Source organism: Arthrobacter sp. MMS24-T111, assembly GCF_054888995.1.
Genome location: NZ_JBTZRO010000001.1, coordinates 1,045,649 through 1,062,667 on the forward strand (window position 1 = coordinate 1,045,649; position 17,019 = coordinate 1,062,667).

Consider the following 17,019-nt stretch of genomic DNA (forward strand, 5'->3'; position numbering starts at 1 on the left):
GCAGGTTTCAAACGGAGGTTTGGTCCGGATCCGTCCGGTACCCGGCCGGAACGGGGAGCATGTGAAGAAGTTGCTGGTACTCGCAGCGGCGATCGCAGGTTTCCTGGTCTTCCGGAAAGCACAGGAATCCGAAGCCCGGAAAACAGTCTGGAGCAAGTCAACCGACACGGTTGACTAGCCTGGACGCCAGGTACGGAAGCCGTCAAGGCCTCGTATTTCCTGGGGTATGATGGACGGGTTGCTTCTTATGGGGGCATGGCGCAATTGGTAGCGCACCTGCTTTGCAAGCAGGGGGTTCGGGGTTCGAGTCCCCGTGCCTCCACCATAGGAAAGTCCCGGTCAGCGGAAACGCCGGCCGGGATTTTTTGTTCTCCTTTCCCTCCGGGGACGTCACCAGGGGGTATCCAATGAACTTCTTCTTCGCGGCCCTGGGTGTCCTCGGCGTCGCCTCGTCGGGCCCCCTCATCGCTGCAACCCTGGGTGCCACCAGCGTCAGCGCCCTCGCCATCGCCTTTTGGCGCAACGCCATCGGTTCCGTGGTCATGGCTGCGCCCACACTTATCCGGGAGCCCCGCCAGTTCGGCAGCATCACTGCCCGCGAGTTCCGCTGGTCCCTGCTGGCCGCCGTCGCCCTCGCCCTGCACTTCGCCTGCTTCATCACATCGCTGCAACTGACCTCCGTTGCCGCGGCCACAGCGCTGGTGTGCCTGCAGTCCGGCTGGATAGCCGTCTTCCAACTCATCCGCGGAACCCGGCACCGCTGGCAGGTCCTTGCCGGCCTGGGCATTGCCTTCGGCGGCGTTGTCGCGATTACCGGCTTCGATTTGGGATCCTCTCCGCAGGCACTGACCGGAGACCTGCTGGCCATGGCGGGCGGCGCCCTGGCGGGGCTCTACACGCTGGCCGGCGGCAGGGCCCGGCAGAGCATGACCACGGGGACGTACACCACGCTCTGCTACGGGATGTGCGCGGTCCTCGTGGCGGTGCTGGCCGTGGTGGCCGGCCAGCCCCTGGCCGGGTTCGAGCCGGCAGGGTGGCTGGGTATCGCTGCCATCACCGTCTGCGCCCAGTTGGTGGGCCATACGGCCTTCAACCACCTGCTGGCCACCATGAGCCCCCTCATCGTCTCCATGATCATCCTGCTGGAAATTCCCGGGGCCGCGCTGCTGGCTGCCGTCTTCCTGCACGAGACCCTTCCGGCGGGCACCTACGCCGGGCTGGGCCTCATCCTGGCGGGACTCGCCGTCGTCGTCCTGGGGCAACGCTCCGGCAGGGCAGGGAAGCCGCCACTGCCGCCCGGGGAGGAACCGCCGTCGGGCCGTCCACTGGCCGAACTGGGGACGGACTGACAGGAAGCCTGCCGCCGCCGGGCCCTACTGTCCGCCGCGGCGTACGGGCTGGGCGGTGTTGACGGTGTGGATGGCCCGCAGGAGCTTCGCCGGGAAATACACGGAAAAAAAGACCACCATGGGGGCCTTCAATGCCATCTTGCGCACATTATGGGCTTTGTAGGTCCGGTCGAACCGGGTGACGTAGTAGCGGTAGTCCCGCGGAGAGTCCTCAAGCCGGCGCGCGGACATGCCGGACACCATCTGCGGCCAGTAGCGGACCGGCAGCTCATGGTCGGCCAGGTGCAAGGACAAATCGATGTCCTCGTGCATCTCGTCTTTCTCGTCCCGGCAGGTCTCGTCCCGGATGGTCTCCCAGGCGCTGGCGCGCAGCGCCATGTTGGAGCCAAACAAGAAATGGTACTGGTGCTTGGCCAGCTTCAGCATGAGCTGGCGCATCTTGTCGTCCGCCTTCAGCCCAAAACGGCGCATCGGCATGTCGTAATACACCACGGGCCCGGTTGCGGCCTGGACGACGGGATCTGCAAAGGCCTTCTGGACTTGTTCCACCCAGTCGGGTTCTACGATGGAATCCGCGTCAATCCGCCCAAGGACATCTCCCGTGGCGTGATTGAGCCCGAAGTTCCTGGTGGGGATCAGGCCCTGCTCCCGGTCCTGGCTGAGCAGGATGATGGGGCTTTCCGGGTATTCGAGCTGCATCTGGCTGACGATCGCGGCCGTGCGGTCGCTCGAGAGGTTGTCCACCACGATAATCTCGTGGGCCGGAACCGACTGGTAGATGGCAGCGATCAGGCACTGCCTGATGACGCTTTCCTCGTTGTACGCCGGAATGACAATGGACACGCGGAGCTGTTCGGCTGCGTCGTTCAAGGCATCCCCAGAGGATCGATCGGCTGACATCAGTTCAAATCTAGCATCCGGGCGGTGTCCTGCCGCGGCCGGGCCCGGAGCCTACGCGGGCACACAAAAGGGGCCCCGTTCAAAACGGAGCCCCCAGTGCGTGGTGAGGGACTAAGCCTCGGTGGTGCCCTTACCGTCGTTGCCGATGTTCGACGCGATGTTCTTGGTGGCCGTCTTGGCATCAGTTGCGGCGGTGGATGCTTCCCCTGCCGCATCGTCGGCCACGTGCTTGGCCTTGTCAGCGGCGTCTGCAGCCTTGTCCTTGACCGCTTCGGCCGCGTCCGCTGCCTTGTCGGCGACGGCGGAGGCTGCGGAACCTGCGGCGTCTGCAGCCTTACCGGCGGCGTCGGCCACATGCTCCTTGACCTCGCTGACGGTGGTGGCGGGCACCGGAGCAGGCGTGGGGCTAACCGGCGACGGAGTCTTCCAGGGGTCCTCCACGGGCTTGGAGGCCTTCCAGGCGGCAACGCCGGCGGCCACTGCCGCCGCAATCACGCCAAAGACCAGCCAGCCGCGCTTCTTCTTGGGCTCGGGCTGCGACAGCTGGAGGCCGACCGTGCGGCCTGCCTCGGTTGCGGCGGCCTTGAGCTGCGTTCCGGTGGCCTGTGCCTGCTCCTGGATGGCGTGCACGATTCCCGCGTCGCCGAGCTTCTGGGCGACGGCGTCGACGCGGGCAGGTGCACCTTCAAGGGTGCGGTGCACCGCGTCCGAAGCCACGCCGATCTGGTCGGAGAGCTTGGGCAGGTAGTCCACCACCACGCGGTCACGGGCGTTCAGGACCACGGGCGTTGCCTTGTCCAGGGCGTCGTGAAGCTTGGGCGATGCGTTTTCCACGACGTCGTTGATCTTCGGCGCCAACTGGGCCAGTCCGTCCTGGATCCTGGGAGTCACAGTGGCGACACCGTCAGCCAGGTTGTGCGCTGCGGTCTTCAGGCCCTCCTGGATTTTGGGAGATGCGGTATCCAGGCTGTGCTGGAGCCGCGGAACAGCCCAGTCCACCGCTGCTTCCACCCGGGGGGCCGCCCAGTCCTTGGCATTTTCCACCGCACTGGTGACCGACTGCTCAAGGTCACGGGCAATACGATCCGATTTCTTCACAACTACCTCCCGATTAATGTGACGGTTCTGTCGCTAGCCTACGTGCCCGGACCACCACGGGCTATTCACTCTGCGGATTTTAGGCCGATTTCACCCAGCGCGGAACTGCTGCCGCAGCCGTTGCCGCCCAAAGTGGACATGGAAGAATGAGGCTTATGACTGCCATCGCAACTGCAAAAGCAACCATCCACACCAGCCTCGGCGACATCGTGGTTAACCTCTTCGGGAACCACGCGCCCAAGACGGTCAAGAACTTCGTTGGCCTTGCCACCGGCGAGCAGGCCTGGACCCACCCGGAAACCGGTGAGGACAAGACCGGCACTCCGCTGTACAACGGAACCATCTTCCACCGCATCATCAAGGACTTCATGGTCCAGGCCGGCGATCCCCTGGGCCGCGGAACCGGTGGCCCCGGCTACCGCTTCGATGACGAAATCCACCCGGAACTGAGCTTCAACCAGCCCTACAAGCTCGCCATGGCCAACGCCGGCATCCAGATGGGCAAAGGCACCAACGGTTCACAGTTCTTCATCACCACCATTCCCACGGACTGGCTGCAGGGCAAGCACACCATTTTCGGTGAGGTGGCGGACGAGGAGTCCAAGAAGGTCGTCGACGCCATCGAAGGCGTCCGCACCGGCATGGGTGACCGCCCCGTGGAGGATGTCACCATCAACAGCATCGACATCGAACAGCTCTAATACCACAGCATGAGTTACGGAATTCCGTCGGCTGAGCCGTCCGCCCAGGTTCCGGTCTGCCCCCGGCACCCGGACCGGCCGTCCTATGTGCGCTGCCAGCGCTGCGGCCGCCCGGCGTGCCCGGACTGCCAGCGGGCGGCCGCCGTCGGATTCCAGTGCGTTGACTGCGTCAACGAAACCCGGCGGACGACGCCCGAAGCCCGGACGGTCTACGGCGGGGCTGTGGCCACCGGCAGGCCGATGGTGACGTTTGCCATCATTGCGGTCTGCGCGGTCCTCCAGGTCTTCCAGTTCATTGTCCCGGGGCGGTGGATCTTCAACACGTTCGCATATGCCAACGTGTTCGTCGACCCGATTGTGGGGCAGCTTGAACCGTGGCGGATGCTCACCTCGGCATTCCTGCATTCGCCGGACAACTTCCTCCATATCCTGCTCAATATGTACACCTTGTGGATCTTCGGCCAGGCCCTGGAACCACTTCTGGGACGTTTTCGTTTCCTGGCTCTCTATCTAATTTCCGCCGTGGGGGGATCGGTCGGATACCTCTTGCTCACCCCCCTACTGACACAGGCCCCGCCGGTCGGGGTGGTTGGGGCATCCGGAGCGATCTTCGGCCTGTTTGGCGCCATGCTGCTGGTCCAGCGCCAGCGCGGAGGCGATACCCGCCAGCTGTGGGTGTTGATCGCCATCAACGGCGTCATCGGCTTCCTGGTCCCCCAAATCGCCTGGCAGGCCCACTTGGGCGGACTGGTCACCGGCGGGCTTTGTGCAGCCGTCCTCGCCTACACCCCGCGGGGACCCCGGCAGGGCCTCATCCAGGCCGCGGGGCTCGCCGCGGTGGTGGCCCTGCTTGTTGCCCTGACGTGGTTGCGGGTCTCCCTGTAACTCCCAGCGGTTCACGAGCAACCCGAATGCCCGGCACCACAGGTGCCGGGCATTCGTGTTTTCCACAGACCTTATCCACAGTGTTGGTAACTTACAGAGGTGTAGTTCAGATCCTGTTTCCCGGACAGTGGCCTTCAATTTCTTTCTCGGCCCCGGATATCCTCGATTTCTCCACACCTGTGGATAACCTGTGGGGATAGGGTTGTGCGTAAGTGGATAAGCGGACGATCCAGGGCCAATATGTGGATAACAGCCCGCAAAGTACCCCCTGGGCGCCCCCGTCCAAGGTAATACCCACACTTATCGACAGCGTTATGCACACTGTTAATAAGTAACAACCCTGTAGTTTCCCGCACCGAATTCGCGGTGCGAGTAGGCCAGACCGCCAAACCGCCTTTGATTTCCACGCTGTTACCCACAGTTGTGGATAACTTGTGGGTATCCGGATGTTGTTAAGTGCATAACCGCGGCGTCGGCCCCTCCGGCGCGTCTGCCTATGATGGTGCCCTGCCCAGCCGTTCTACCCTGAAGGACTTCCGTGAGCGCCACCGAGCACCTGTACCTCGATAAGCAGCACCCAGCCCTGTGGAGGGCGATCAGCGGCCTTGGACTGAAGGTGCAGGAGGCAGCGGAAGCCGCAGGCGTGAGCGCCGGCCTGCTGGAGCTCCTCAACGTGCGGATCTCGCAGATCAACGGCTGCGCCTACTGCCTGGACCTGCACGTGCGGAAGGCCACGGACGCAGGCGAAAGTTCCCAGCGGCTCGCGGTGCTGCCGGCATGGCGGGAAACGGCCCTGTTTACGGACAAGGAAAGGGCTGCGCTGGCGTTGGTGGAAAGCATTACGGAACTGCCCGACCAGGAATCGCGCGAGAGGGAAGAAGCCTTTGCAAGGCAGAGCCTCACGGCGGATGAATTCTCCGCAGTGAGCTGGGTGGCTGTGACCATGAATGCCTTCAACCGGGTTTCCATCACCAGCCACCATCCCGTCAGGCGCAACCGCCCCTAGCAGCGGATCCGGCCGGGACGCTGGTTATCCACAGGTATTCCACACTGTTAATAACCACATCTGCCGGGCAAATTTCCGCCTGGCTGGGCAGTCGGGCGCCACAGGAGAACGCTGATGCACGATACCGGCAACGTTATCCACACTGTGGATAACCTTGCCCACAACTGGGGACAGCCGTAGCGGCGCTACTCGGCCCAGATCCCCGAGGAACCCCGACGGTGGCTCGCCACAAGGTGCGTGTCCACTATTCCCACCGCTTCCATCAGGGCGAACATGGTGGTGGGGCCAACGAACGAGAAGCCCCGTTTCCGCAACGCCTTGGACAATGCGACCGACTCCGTCGACTGGGTGGGAATGTCCGAGGCTACACGCGGACGCGGCGTGCTCGCCGGGCGGAAACTCCAGACAAAGTCCACCAGGCCGCCGTCGTTCCGAAGCTCCAGGGTGGCCCGGGCGTTCTTGACCGCGGCATGGATCTTCAGGCGGTTCCTGACGATCCCCGGGTCCTGCATCAGCCGTTCCACGTCGCCATCGCCGAACAAGGCCACGGCGTCGGGATCAAAACCGGCAAAGGCGGCACGGAAGCCGGGACGCTTGCGCAGGATGGTGGCCCAGGAGAGCCCGGCCTGGAATCCCTCCAGGCAAATACGTTCATAGAGGCCCTGCTCGTCAGTGACGGGCAGCCCCCACTCCTGGTCGTAATAGGCGCGCATCAGCGGATCTGTGGATGCCCACGCGGGCCGGGCCAGGCCGTCGTCGCCAATGACCACGCCGGCGGAATCGGGAGACAGCTTGATCCTCCTCGAAAGTAGCGTTGCGAACGCGTCAGGAACGCCAGCGGGTGGTCATCAGGAACCCCACGATGGCAATGCCGAAGCCTGCCACGATGTTCCAGGACTGCCACGCCTGGACCGGAAAACGTCCCTCACTGATGTAGAACGTGATGATCCAGAAGAGTCCGATGATCATCAGGCCGAACATCACCGGCTTGAACCAGACGGGGTTGGGCTTGTAGGACTCGGTGGAAGCCGGCTGGGCGGTGCTGACGGTCTTCTTGCGAGGTTTCGACTCGGGCACTGGCTCTCCTTGGCAGGCTGGGCAAGCTCGGCGGCCCGGGCTTGATATCCTGCAAGAAGGAAATTGCCAGCGGTCTGCGCGATCTTGGTCAAATCTGGATTCTTACTAGCAGCCAATTCTAGCCGCAGTTGATGGGCACCCGGTGCCCGGGGTGGACGCCCGGAGGAGAACGCGTGGTATTGCAGGAGAAGGCCGGGCCCGTGGCCCCGCCCGCCCGCCGTGGCTCCTTGCTACGTGGAACCATCCAGGTCATCGGCGAACTGCTGATCACCGCAGGCATCATCCTCCTGCTCTTCGTGGCGTGGCAGCTGTGGTGGACAAATGTTGAATCCGACGCCAAACAGAGCCAGGTCATCAAGGAATTTGCCCAGGACCTCAGCACCGCCGCGCCGTCCCCGGCAGCAACGGCACCGGCCGCGCCACCGGCAGGCGGGGAAGATTTCGGCAAGCCCGTGGTGGGTACCGCCCCGGGCCACGCCGGCACGATCGGCATCATGTACATCCCCCGGTTCGGCGCCACCTACACCCGTCCAATCGTCCAGGGGACCAGCCAGGATGTGCTGGACACCTTGGGGCTGGGACACTACAGCAACACGGCCATGCCCGGCGCGGTGGGCAACTTCGCGGTGGCCGGCCACCGACAGACGCACGGCGCGGTGCTGGACAATATCCATACCCTGGTTCCGGGCGACAAGATCTACGTCCAGACCAGGGACGGCTTCTACGTCTACGTTTTCCGCAACAACCAGATAGTGCTGCCGTCCCGCACCGATGTCCTGGAACCGGTACCCACCCAACCCGGTGTGGCACCCACGGAAAGTTACCTGACCATGACCAGCTGCAACCCCCGCTTCGGCGCCGAAGAACGCATCATTGCCTATGCCCTGCTGGACAGCTGGCGTCCGGCATCCGCCGGCCCGCCGGCTGAGATCGCGGCACAGGTTGCAGCCGCCACAGGGAAGGGCTGAGCATGTACGCCTGGATTTTCCGCCACCTCCCCGGTCCGCTCTGGCTGAGGATTGTCTTCTCATTGGTACTGGTAGCCCTTGCCCTGGTATTGATGGTCCAGTTCCTGTTCCCCTGGATGTCCCACTTCACCCAATTCACCGACTCGACGATTGGTTCAGCAGACCAGCCATGACCACAACCAAGATCCTCGTAGTGGACAACTACGACAGCTTTGTCTACACCCTGGTGGGTTACCTCCAGGAGCTCGGCGCAGAAACCACAGTGGTCCGCAACGACGACGTCACCCTGGCCGAGGCGATCGAACTCGCCGGCGCCCGGGACGGCGTCCTGATCTCACCCGGGCCCGGCAACCCCGCCGAGGCAGGCGTCTGCATCGAGCTGATCAAGTGGTGCGGTGAACACGGCGTTCCGATGTTCGGTGTGTGCCTGGGCCACCAGGCACTGGCGGAAGCGTTCGGCGGCACCGTCACCCATGCCCCGGAGCTGATGCACGGCAAGACCTCGCAGGTGGAGCACAACGGCACCAGCGTGTTCGCGGGCCTCCCCTCCCCCATCACGGCCACCCGCTACCACTCGCTGGCGGCGGTCCGGGAATCCATTCCCGACGTCCTGGAGGTCACGGCACAAACCGCTTCCGGGGTGGTGATGGGACTGCAGCACAAGACCGCACCGCTTTGCGGAGTCCAGTTCCATCCCGAATCGGTCCTCACCGAGGGCGGCTACCAGATGCTTGGCAACTGGCTTGAGTCCCTGGGCATGACGGGCGCCGCCGCGCGTGCGGCGAAGCTAAGCCCGCTCATCCAGCACTAACAGGGCCGAAGGGCGGCGGTTCAGCCCTTCTTGGTGGGCTTCGGCGTGGGCGTGGGCGTGTCGGTGGGGGTCGGCGTCGGAGACGGCGTGGGGGCGGGTGCCTTGGCAACCACCACCGTGATGGTCTTTCCCTGTTCGACGGCGGCGTTGACGGGGTCGCTTTGATCCGTCACCTTGCCCGGTTCCACTTGGGAGTTCTCCACCTCGACCACCAGGGGGACCAACCCGATCCCCTTCAGCGCGGCCTCGGCTTCCTCGCGTGAGAGGCCCCGCAGTTCAGGAACCACCACCTTGCCCGTGGACACCACCAGCTCGACGCTGGTGCCCACGCCGACGCTCTGCCCGGGGGCCGGGTTCGACGTAATGACGATTCCGGCCGGCACCGTGGCGCTGTTGGCCGTGGTGGTCGATGGAGCGCCCACCAGGCCCACCTGGCGAAGGATGTCCCGTGCGGCAGCCTCGGTCTTGCCCGGGAGGCTGTCAGGAATCTTCACTGCGCTGGGGCCATCGGAGACGTTGAGGACCACCTCGGCACCTGGATCCATCGACGCCCCGGCCGAAGGGTCGGTGCCGATGGCAGTTCCCTTGGCAACGGTATCGTTCTGCAGCCTGGTGATCTTGGGGCGCAGGTTCGCGTTGTACAGCGTCTGCAGCGCGGCGCTCTCCGTCATGGCCGCCACCGAAGGTATCTGCACCTTGGCCACCGGCGCCGGGCGGTTGACTGTTTCATAAAGCCAAAGGCCGGCCCCTGCAAGGACCAGCAGGGTCAAGATCACCAGGGTGGCAATCCACGCACGACGACGGGACTTCTGCCGCCTGCTGGGCTCACGTTCCGGAGGGAGGCCGAGCGGCAGCGGCTCAGCCGTTGTGTGCGCGTCCGCCACTTCCAGCGGACCGGCCGGGTCGTCGTCGTGGTACAGGCCGGCGGCAGCCAGTCGCCCCGTGGGAGCATCATCAAGGAAGCTTGCGCCCGTCGCCGCGAAAGCCTCGGTGCGCGGCTCGGCATCCGGTACATGGTCGTTGGGATCCGTGGGCGCCTCCGACGCCGCCACGGCCGGCACGGCCACGCCGGCCTTCGCCGCCCGCAGGGCACGCCTGAAGGCTGCAGCGTCCTGGAACCTGTCGTCACGGTTCTTCTGCAGGGCCTTGGCGATGACTGTATCCAGGGCGGGCGAAACGTCGGGGTTCAGGCTGCTGGGTGGATCGGCAATTTCCCGCACGTGCTGGTACGCCACGGATACCGGGCTGTCCCCAACGAACGGCGGCCGGGAGGTCAGCATCTCGTAGAGCAGGCACGCTGCGGAGTAGAGGTCGCTGCGGGCGTCGACGGTTTCGCCCCTGGCCTGCTCCGGAGACAGGTACTGCGCCGTGCCCACCACCGCCTGGGTCTGGGTCATGGTGGCGGAGGAGTCAGCAATGGCCCGGGCAATGCCGAAGTCCATCACTTTCACCGAATTGGTACCCGGGCAGTACATCACGTTGGCCGGTTTGATGTCCCGGTGAACGATCCCGGCTTTATGGCTGTATTCCAGGGCCCCCAGCACCCCCAGGCAGTAATCGATGGCGTGATCTATGGTCACTTCCTTGGCCCGGATCATATCGCGCAGCGTTTTGCCCTCGACGAATTCCATCACGATGTAGGGCACCCGCACGTCCTCGGCGGAGCCATCGTGGACCAGGTGCTCGCCGGTATCGAAGATGGCCACGATGGAGGGGTGGTTCAAGGCAGCCACCGCCTGGGCCTCACGCTTGAACCGTGCCTGGAACTGGGGGTCCCTGGCCATGTCTGGGCGCAGCAGTTTGATGGCCACTGTCCTGCCGAGGCGGGTGTCGGTTCCCCGGTAGACATCAGCCATGCCGCCGCGGCCAATGAGGCTGCCGAGCTCGTACCGGCCGCTCAGGACACGCCGGTTATCCACCGGAAGCTTGTCCTCCCGGTGCAGCGGTGTGCGTGATGACTCATTCACTGGTGGTCCCGGCGGTCAGGGAGTGCAGGTTGGTGGCGTTCCGGGCGTTTGGCCGGCCGCACAGCTTGGCAGCGGTGAGATGGGCGTCGGCCCCGCCACGGGTGAGGTGGTGGGCGCCGGTGTCGGGGCCGCCGTGGTGGGGGCGGGTTTCGGTGCGGTGGCGTAGATGACGGTAATGAGCGAACCCTTGGGCACCGTTCCGGTGGGGTTTAGCTCCAGGACAGTTCCAGGGGTTGCAGTACTCTCCTGCGGCAGGACCGTCACCTGGAGCCCCAGGCCTGCCAGCGAAGCCTGGACCTGCCGGTAATCCTTGCCCAGATAGGCCGCGGGGATCACGTTGACCGTGTCCTGGGTGGGCGTGGGCGTGGGGGTCGGTGTGCTGCGGGTCTGTGTGGGCGTGGCCGACGGGGTGGTGCGGGTGGGGGTGGCCGACGGGGAAGGGCTGCTGCTGGTGCTGGTGCTGGTGCCGGACGTCGGGTTGCCGGTCGGCGAGAAGAGGCCCACCTGGTTCAGCAGGAAACCCACCAGGGCAAACAGGAGCAGCAGGATTAAGGCGACCAAAGGCCAGGTCCAGGGACTGCGGCCCTTGCGCCGCGGCTCGTCGGCGGGGCCGTCGTCGTACGTCTCCTCCTCCTGGTCCCAGTTCCGCTCCGCCTCCAGGGCGTTCGCGCGAGCGAGGGGCCCCTGCGGACCGTCCGCGCCGGCCGCCGCTGCGCCTGCAGCAACCCCGGCCGCGGCACCGGCACCCAGGACCGGCAATGCCGACGTTGCGGTGGGAGCGGAATCACGCTGAGCGCCGATCACGCCGGTGGGAGCAGTGGCTGTGTCCACCGGGGCGGTGATGGGTCCGGTCTCGGCATCGAACAGCAGCATGCCCGGCACGGCGGCGCGTGCTGCGTTGATGTCGCCGTTCCGGATGGCCTCCGCGGCCTCAGCCAGTTTGATGGCGTTGGCCGGGCGGTTCTTCGGATCCTTGGCCAGCATGGACATCAGGAGCGCACGGACCGGGGTGGGCAGGGACTCCGGGAGTGGAGGCGGCGCATCGTTCACCTGGGCCAGGGCAATGGCGATCTGCGATTCACCGGAGAAGGGCCGGTGGCCGGTGAGGCACTCGTAGCCGATGACGCCCAGGGAATAGATGTCCGATGAACCGGTAGCCGTCTGCCCGGTGGCCTGTTCCGGCGCCAGGTACTGTGCTGTCCCCATGACCTGGCCCGTCTGGGTCAGGGGGACCTGGTCGGCGAGGCGGGCGATACCGAAGTCGGTGACCTTCACCCGGCCGTCGGGGGTGATCAGCAGGTTGCCCGGCTTGACGTCGCGGTGGACCAGGCCCTGTGCGTGGGCAACGGCCAACGCCCGGGCGGTCTGGGCGATCATCGAGAGCGTACGGTCCGGCGAGAGCACTTGTTCGTGCTCGATGATGCTGCTCAGCGGCTGGCCCGGGACCAGTTCCATGACCAGGTAGGCGGAGCCCTCTTCTTCGCCATAGTCGAAGACGTTGGCGATGCCCACGTGGTTGAGCAGGGCCGTGTGGCGGGCCTCGGCGCGGAAACGCTGCAGGAAGCCGGGGTCGCCGGTGTATTCCTCCTTCAGCACCTTGATCGCGACGATGCGGCCCAGGACGAGGTCTTTGGCTTTCCAGACTTCGCCCATACCGCCGATCGCGATCCGCGTGGTCAGCTGGAATCTGCCGCCGAGGGTGATTCCGGTTGTAGGCCTCACTTATTCAACACCGCCTCAAAAATCTTCTTCGCGTTCGGACTGGTCAGCTTTGCTCCCGCGTAGATGTCTACGCCTTCCATGACAATCGTGACGCTGACTTTCGGGTTATCAGCGGGGGCGAACCCGGTGAACCACGAATTGTTGGTTCCGTTTCCGAGCTCGGCGGTGCCGGTCTTGCCCGCGACCTGTACCCCGGGGACGGCGGCGCCCTTGGCGATGCCGTCAGTCACCACGCTGGTCATCCAGTCGGTGATTTGCTTGGCGATTTCCGGGGTGGTGGACGTCCTGAGCTGTGCCGGCTGGGGCTCGTCAATGACGCGCAGATCCGGGGACCGCAGGGTCTTGACCAGGCTCGGTGCCATCTGGACGCCGCCGTTCGCGATGGCGTTTGTCATCATGTTGACCTGCAGCGGCGTGACACGGACATCCTTCTGGCCGATGGCGGACTGGGCCAGTCCGGGCTTGTCCAGGTTGTCGGGGAACCCATTTCCGGTCGCGTGGCCCAGCTTCAGTAGACCCCCAACATCCTCGCCGAGCCCGAACTTCTTGTACTGGGCCGCGATGGCGTCGCGGCCAAGGTCCAGGGCGATGCTGGCGAACGGCGTATTGCAGGACTGCTGCAGCGCGAAAGCGAAGCTTGCGGTGTCCTTGGTGTAGCAGTTGCCGCCGGCATAGTTGGGCAGTTTGTACTGGATGCCGTCGAACGGCATTTCCGCGGGGTTGGGAAGGACGCTGTCTTTGTTGTACTTTCCGGAAGCCAGGGCGGCCGCCGTATCAACGAGCTTGAATACCGAACCCGGAGCGAGGAGTTCGCCGGTGGGGCCGCTGACGTTCTGGTTCAAGTTGATGCCAGGGACCTTCACCAGTTCGTTCATGTTGGCGCTTTCCGCGGCGGCGTTCTGCGTGGCTGCCAGGTTCGGGTTATAGGACGGCTTGGATGCCATGGCCAGGATGGCGCCGGTCTTGGGGTTGGTGACCACGATCGAACCGCGCTGGCCGTCCGGGATCAGGCTGTAGGCGAGCTGCTGGAGCTGGGGGTCGATGGTGAGCTCCACCGACGCGCCCTTGGGCTGGTTACCCAAGAAGAGTTGGCCCACCCGGTCCAGGAAGAGCTGGTCGGAATTGCCCGCAAGTTCGGCGCCCATGGACTGCTCCAGCCCTGTGGCCCCGTAGTTTTTGGAGAAGTATCCTGTGAGCCCGGCGTAGAGCTCCGGCTGCGCGTAGGTACGTTGGAACTTGCAGGTCTCCGAACCGGTATCCACCGACTCCGCCACCGGCGTCCCGCCCACGATAATGGCGCCGCGGTCGTTGCAGTAGTTCTGGAGAATGGCGCGCTGGTTCAGCGGATTGGTTTTGAGGTCGTCGGCCCCCACAACCTGCACGAAGCTGATGGCGCCGAAGATCAGGGCAAACATAGCCACTGCGGCTACCCAGGAGTGTCGGATCGCCTGGTTCATGCCTGTTTCACCGCCTCTGTTGGAGTATCAATGCCAATTGCCGCCGCCGTTCCGGTGGGAGGGAGCGGAGTTGTGTCCACAGGGCCGCGCGCCGCGTGCGAAATCAGCAGGAGAAGTCCTGCGATGATCCAGTTGGCCAAGAGCGAGGAACCCCCGGCAGCAAGGAACGGTGTGGTGAGCCCGGTCAGGGGAATGAGCCGGGTGACGCCGCCAATGACCACGAAGCATTGAAGGGCGATTGCGAAGGACAGGCCGCAGGCAAGGAGCTTTCCGAATGCATCACGGGTGCCCAGGGCGGCACGGAAGCCGCGGGTGATAAACAGCAAGTACAGCAGGACCACGGCGAACAGGCCGATCAGGCCAAGCTCCTCGCCCAGTGAGGCGACGATCATGTCGCTGTTGGCGAAGGGAACAAGGTCCGGCCGCCCTTGGCCAAGGCCGGTGCCCACCAGCCCACCGTTGGCCATGCCGAACAGCCCCTCAATGACCTGCCGGCTGCCGTTCTCGTAGACATCGGGGGAGAAGGCGTTGAGCCAGCCATAGACGCGCTGCTGGACGTGGGAGAACACCTGAGCCGCAATGAAGCCGCCGCCAAGGAGCAGGGCCATCCCGATCACCACCCAGCTGATCCTGCTCGTGGCTACGTAGATCATCACGATAAACAGGCCGAAAAACAGCACGGAGGAACCCAGGTCCCGCTGGAAGACAAGTACGCCGATGCTGACCAGCCATGCCGTGATCATGGGTCCCATGTCCTTGAACCGCGGGAACTGCATGGGGCCGATCTTGCGGCCAGCCAGCAGGATGAGGTCGCGGTTGGAGGAAAGATACCCGGCAAAGAATATGGCCAGGGTGATTTTGGCTACCTCGCCCGGCTGGAAGGTCATGGAACCCACCCTGATCCACACCTGCGCGCCAAGGATCTCGCCAGCGCCAATCCCTGGGACAAGCGGCAGGATCAGCAGCAGGGCCGAGGCAGCCAAGGAGATGAAGGTGAACCGTCGCAGGACGCGGTGGTCCTTAAGGAAGAAGACCACCGCCATGGCCACCGCCATGGCGATGAGGGTCCACCGGAGCTGGTTGTTGCCGGTGTCCTCGCCGGGAGCGTCCAGGCGGTGGATCATCGCGAGGCCCAAGCCATTGAGGGCAACAACGATTGGAAGTATTACTGGATCGGCATATTTTGCCCGGAACCGCAATACTCCGTGGAACACCAAGGCGGCAACGGCGAGCAGGCTTGACTGGAACCAGAAATCGGAGTCGAAGGCCTTCTCCTGGTCCACGCCCACCAGCATGTTGGCGCCGATGCCCACCATCAGTGCCAGCAGCAGCAGGAGGAGTTCAACGTTGCGGCGGGGCTTGGGGGCGGTATTGACCTGGCTCATTTGGCCCCCTGGCAGGTGACGGTGGGTGTGGGTGAAGGTGACGGTGCCGTCGGTGTGGGCGTGGGAGCTGGAGCGCCTGATGCCGGCGGGGGAGCCGCACTGTCGGTTGGTGCGGGCGGCGACGCGGACGCGGACGGCCTGGGGCATTCCTCTTCCGGTGAGGTGCTGCCCGTCAGTTCGAGGTTCTTGACAATCCGCTGGGCGTCGTAGAGGTCGTTCGCCGGCACGGTCTGGCGGACGCGCTGCTGCGAGAAGGGCGGCAGGGAATCCATCCGGATATCAGTCACAGCTTCGAGGGACGAGAGCTGGATGGGGCCAAGCCGCTGGGAAACCCCGTTGTAGATGGCCACCCGGGAGTCAAACTCGCCCACGTAATAGCGGGTTTGCGTCCAGGCGTATCCCAGCCATAGGCCGATCGCCACCACGACCACGACGGCGGCCGCAACGGACCACGCGATCCAGCGGCGTGGACGAAGCGGAACAAGGGTGTCCGCGGTGTCGCCGGCAGGTTCCGCTTTGTGGGTGAGCAGTGTCGCTGCGCGCCTGGCCACGGTACGGCCGGCAACCGTGGGGATGGACCCGGATTCCGCGGCCGAAGCAGCCGCGCCCACCAGTTCATGTGGACGGGAGGCGAGCTCCTCGCGGAGGACCTCGGCGGACAGGTGTTCGCCCAAGTGCGGGTCCGTGCTACCGGGCTCGGCGGAACCTGAGTCCGGGTCGGTGGCGTCGCCGTCCCCGGGGTCGGTGGATGCGGAGCCGTTCGCATCGTCGCCGGTGCCTCTATCCGCCGGTGCGGGAGCCTGACTGGCTTGATCCGCGGCGGGGGTTGCAGGCTTGGCGGTCCCTCCGGCAGCTGCCGCGGCAGCGGACTTGGTGCCCGGCGGCGGCATGATGATCTCGACGGCGGCCGTGCTGACGTCGTCGGGCGTTTCCGGAACGATGTCCAGCACCACCACGGTGACGTTGTCCGGGGAGCCAGCCTCAAGGGTCAGGTCAACCAGGGTTTCCGCGCACTCGCGCAGGTCCTTGGTTTCCCGGATTGTCCGTTCGACTGCATGCCCTGCAACGTAGTTCAGTCCATCCGAGCACAGCAGCCAGCGGTCGCCCTGCCGCGCTTCGAGGGTGTCCAGATCCAGCTCGGGGCTGGCGTCGACATCACCCAGGACACGCATCAGTACGTTCTTGTGCGGGTGCGTTTCGGCTTCCTCGGGCCGGAGGCGGCCTTCGTCGATCAGCCGCTGGACAAAGGTGTGGTCCACGCTGACTTGCTTGAATTCGCCGTCGCGGAGCCGGTAGGCGCGGGAATCACCGATGTGGGCGAAGTGCAGCTTTCCCCGGCAAGCAGCAGGGCGGTCACGGTGGTGCCCATTCCCGCGAGCTTGGGATTGATGTGCACCAGTTCGGAGAGCAGGGAGTTGGCGGTCTGTATTTCGTCGGCCAGGATGGTGCCGGCATCGTCGCCGTAGTCGGGCCGGTCCAGGTGGATCATGTCCAGGACGGTGGCGGCGGAGGCGACGTCACCACCTGCGTGCCCACCCATGCCATCGGCCACCACTGCGAGGTGCCGGCCGACGTAGGCGGAGTCGTCATTCTTGGAGCGGATCCGGCCCACGTCCGAACGCGCTGCGTAGCGCATGATGAGGGGCCGCTCCGCCGGATCGGATCCGGGTGCGGGTTTTTCAGTCACGGCCAC

General features: G+C 65.0%; 16 protein-coding genes, 1 tRNA gene and 1 pseudogene. 9 read left to right on the forward strand and 9 right to left on the reverse strand.

The genetic code is table 11. The features are described 5' to 3' along the window. Positions 1–61: 61 nt before the first annotated feature. The 3 genes from ACX5I6_RS04735 to ACX5I6_RS04745 all read left to right on the forward strand — a co-directional run bounded on the left by ACX5I6_RS04735 (position 62) and on the right by ACX5I6_RS04745 (position 1,349). Positions 62–178: a DLW-39 family protein gene (locus tag ACX5I6_RS04735; RefSeq protein ID WP_240617712.1), complete on the forward strand. Its 117-nt coding sequence runs from the start codon at positions 62–64 to the stop codon at positions 176–178. Positions 179–249: 71 nt separating this feature from the next. Continuing rightward, positions 250–325 (forward strand) — tRNA-Ala (locus ACX5I6_RS04740). A gap of 82 nt (positions 326–407) precedes the next feature. After that, a complete protein-coding gene (locus ACX5I6_RS04745) occupies positions 408–1,349 on the forward strand; it encodes a DMT family transporter (protein ID WP_461839650.1) in 942 nt (313 codons plus the stop codon). Positions 1,350–1,373: 24 nt separating this feature from the next. Here ACX5I6_RS04745 and ACX5I6_RS04750 read toward each other — a convergent pair whose 3' ends face one another. Then, positions 1,374–2,249 carry a glycosyltransferase family 2 protein gene (locus ACX5I6_RS04750; RefSeq protein ID WP_461839651.1) on the reverse strand — a complete coding sequence of 292 codons (876 nt, stop codon included), beginning with the start codon at positions 2,247–2,249 and terminating at the stop codon, positions 1,374–1,376. Positions 2,250–2,360: 111 nt separating this feature from the next. Beyond that, entirely contained in the window at positions 2,361–3,347 is a 987-nt protein-coding gene (locus ACX5I6_RS04755) for a hypothetical protein (RefSeq protein ID WP_461839652.1), read from the reverse strand. 155 nt (positions 3,348–3,502) lie between these two features. Here ACX5I6_RS04755 and ACX5I6_RS04760 point away from each other — a divergent pair, with 155 nt between their 5' ends. The 3 genes from ACX5I6_RS04760 to ACX5I6_RS04770 all read left to right on the forward strand — a co-directional run bounded on the left by ACX5I6_RS04760 (position 3,503) and on the right by ACX5I6_RS04770 (position 5,939). After that, complete coding sequence (locus ACX5I6_RS04760) at positions 3,503–4,048, forward strand: peptidylprolyl isomerase (RefSeq protein WP_018762802.1); 546 nt, start codon at positions 3,503–3,505, stop codon at positions 4,046–4,048. A gap of 9 nt (positions 4,049–4,057) precedes the next feature. Continuing rightward, positions 4,058–4,933: a rhomboid family intramembrane serine protease gene (locus ACX5I6_RS04765; RefSeq protein ID WP_461839653.1), complete on the forward strand. Its 876-nt coding sequence runs from the start codon at positions 4,058–4,060 to the stop codon at positions 4,931–4,933. Between the two features lie 538 nt (positions 4,934–5,471). Continuing rightward, positions 5,472–5,939 carry a carboxymuconolactone decarboxylase family protein gene (locus ACX5I6_RS04770; protein ID WP_461839654.1) on the forward strand — a complete coding sequence of 156 codons (468 nt, stop codon included), beginning with the start codon at positions 5,472–5,474 and terminating at the stop codon, positions 5,937–5,939. Positions 5,940–6,124: 185 nt separating this feature from the next. Here ACX5I6_RS04770 and ACX5I6_RS04775 read toward each other — a convergent pair whose 3' ends face one another. Then, entirely contained in the window at positions 6,125–6,730 is a 606-nt protein-coding gene (locus ACX5I6_RS04775) for a DNA-3-methyladenine glycosylase I (RefSeq protein ID WP_461841674.1), read from the reverse strand. A 34-nt stretch (positions 6,731–6,764) separates the two neighbouring features. Next, positions 6,765–7,016 carry a cell division protein CrgA gene (locus tag ACX5I6_RS04780; RefSeq protein WP_461839655.1) on the reverse strand — a complete coding sequence of 84 codons (252 nt, stop codon included), beginning with the start codon at positions 7,014–7,016 and terminating at the stop codon, positions 6,765–6,767. Between the two features lie 173 nt (positions 7,017–7,189). On the opposite strand from ACX5I6_RS04780, the gene ACX5I6_RS04785 reads away from it, so the two are divergent. From ACX5I6_RS04785 to ACX5I6_RS04795, 3 genes are read left to right on the forward strand one after another with little or no spacing between them, the layout of a single operon-like run. Further along, entirely contained in the window at positions 7,190–7,984 is a 795-nt protein-coding gene (locus ACX5I6_RS04785) for a class E sortase (protein WP_285246535.1), read from the forward strand. 2 nt (positions 7,985–7,986) lie between these two features. Next, entirely contained in the window at positions 7,987–8,157 is a 171-nt protein-coding gene (locus tag ACX5I6_RS04790; protein ID WP_018762796.1) for a hypothetical protein, read from the forward strand. Continuing rightward, a complete protein-coding gene (locus tag ACX5I6_RS04795; protein WP_461839656.1) occupies positions 8,154–8,795 on the forward strand; it encodes an aminodeoxychorismate/anthranilate synthase component II in 642 nt (213 codons plus the stop codon). The genes ACX5I6_RS04790 and ACX5I6_RS04795 overlap by 4 nt, the downstream gene beginning before the upstream one ends. Before the next feature lie 20 nt (positions 8,796–8,815). Here the strand turns inward: ACX5I6_RS04795 and pknB are convergent, their stop codons facing one another. From pknB to ACX5I6_RS04820, 5 genes and pseudogenes are all read right to left on the reverse strand, one after another. Continuing rightward, positions 8,816–10,762: a Stk1 family PASTA domain-containing Ser/Thr kinase gene (gene pknB / locus ACX5I6_RS04800; protein WP_461839657.1), complete on the reverse strand. Its 1,947-nt coding sequence runs from the start codon at positions 10,760–10,762 to the stop codon at positions 8,816–8,818. A gap of 15 nt (positions 10,763–10,777) precedes the next feature. Beyond that, a complete protein-coding gene (locus ACX5I6_RS04805) occupies positions 10,778–12,484 on the reverse strand; it encodes a serine/threonine protein kinase (protein ID WP_461839658.1) in 1,707 nt (568 codons plus the stop codon). Continuing rightward, complete coding sequence (locus tag ACX5I6_RS04810; protein ID WP_461839659.1) at positions 12,481–13,941, reverse strand: peptidoglycan D,D-transpeptidase FtsI family protein; 1,461 nt, start codon at positions 13,939–13,941, stop codon at positions 12,481–12,483. The genes ACX5I6_RS04805 and ACX5I6_RS04810 overlap by 4 nt, the downstream gene beginning before the upstream one ends. Continuing rightward, positions 13,938–15,326, reverse strand: a complete 1,389-nt coding sequence (locus ACX5I6_RS04815) for an FtsW/RodA/SpoVE family cell cycle protein (protein ID WP_461839660.1) — start codon at positions 15,324–15,326, stop codon at positions 13,938–13,940. The genes ACX5I6_RS04810 and ACX5I6_RS04815 overlap by 4 nt, the downstream gene beginning before the upstream one ends. Beyond that, positions 15,323–17,019 (reverse strand): annotated as a pseudogene (locus ACX5I6_RS04820) (PP2C family protein-serine/threonine phosphatase). Before ACX5I6_RS04820 ends, ACX5I6_RS04815 begins: the two are co-directional and overlap by 4 nt.

Excerpts from the sequence above, each read along its gene's own strand:
- ACX5I6_RS04810 (WP_461839659.1), bottom strand. The coding sequence starts at position 13,941 with ATGAACCAGGCGATCCGACACTCCTGGGTAGCCGCAGTGGCTATGTTT.
- ACX5I6_RS04790 (WP_018762796.1), top strand. The coding sequence starts at position 7,987 with ATGTACGCCTGGATTTTCCGCCACCTCCCCGGTCCGCTCTGGCTGAGG.
- ACX5I6_RS04750 (WP_461839651.1), bottom strand. The coding sequence starts at position 2,249 with ATGTCAGCCGATCGATCCTCTGGGGATGCCTTGAACGACGCAGCCGAA.
- ACX5I6_RS04745 (WP_461839650.1), top strand. The coding sequence starts at position 408 with ATGAACTTCTTCTTCGCGGCCCTGGGTGTCCTCGGCGTCGCCTCGTCG.
- ACX5I6_RS04760 (WP_018762802.1), top strand. The coding sequence starts at position 3,503 with ATGACTGCCATCGCAACTGCAAAAGCAACCATCCACACCAGCCTCGGC.
- ACX5I6_RS04815 (WP_461839660.1), bottom strand. The coding sequence starts at position 15,326 with ATGAGCCAGGTCAATACCGCCCCCAAGCCCCGCCGCAACGTTGAACTC.
- ACX5I6_RS04765 (WP_461839653.1), top strand. The coding sequence starts at position 4,058 with ATGAGTTACGGAATTCCGTCGGCTGAGCCGTCCGCCCAGGTTCCGGTC.
- ACX5I6_RS04795 (WP_461839656.1), top strand. The coding sequence starts at position 8,154 with ATGACCACAACCAAGATCCTCGTAGTGGACAACTACGACAGCTTTGTC.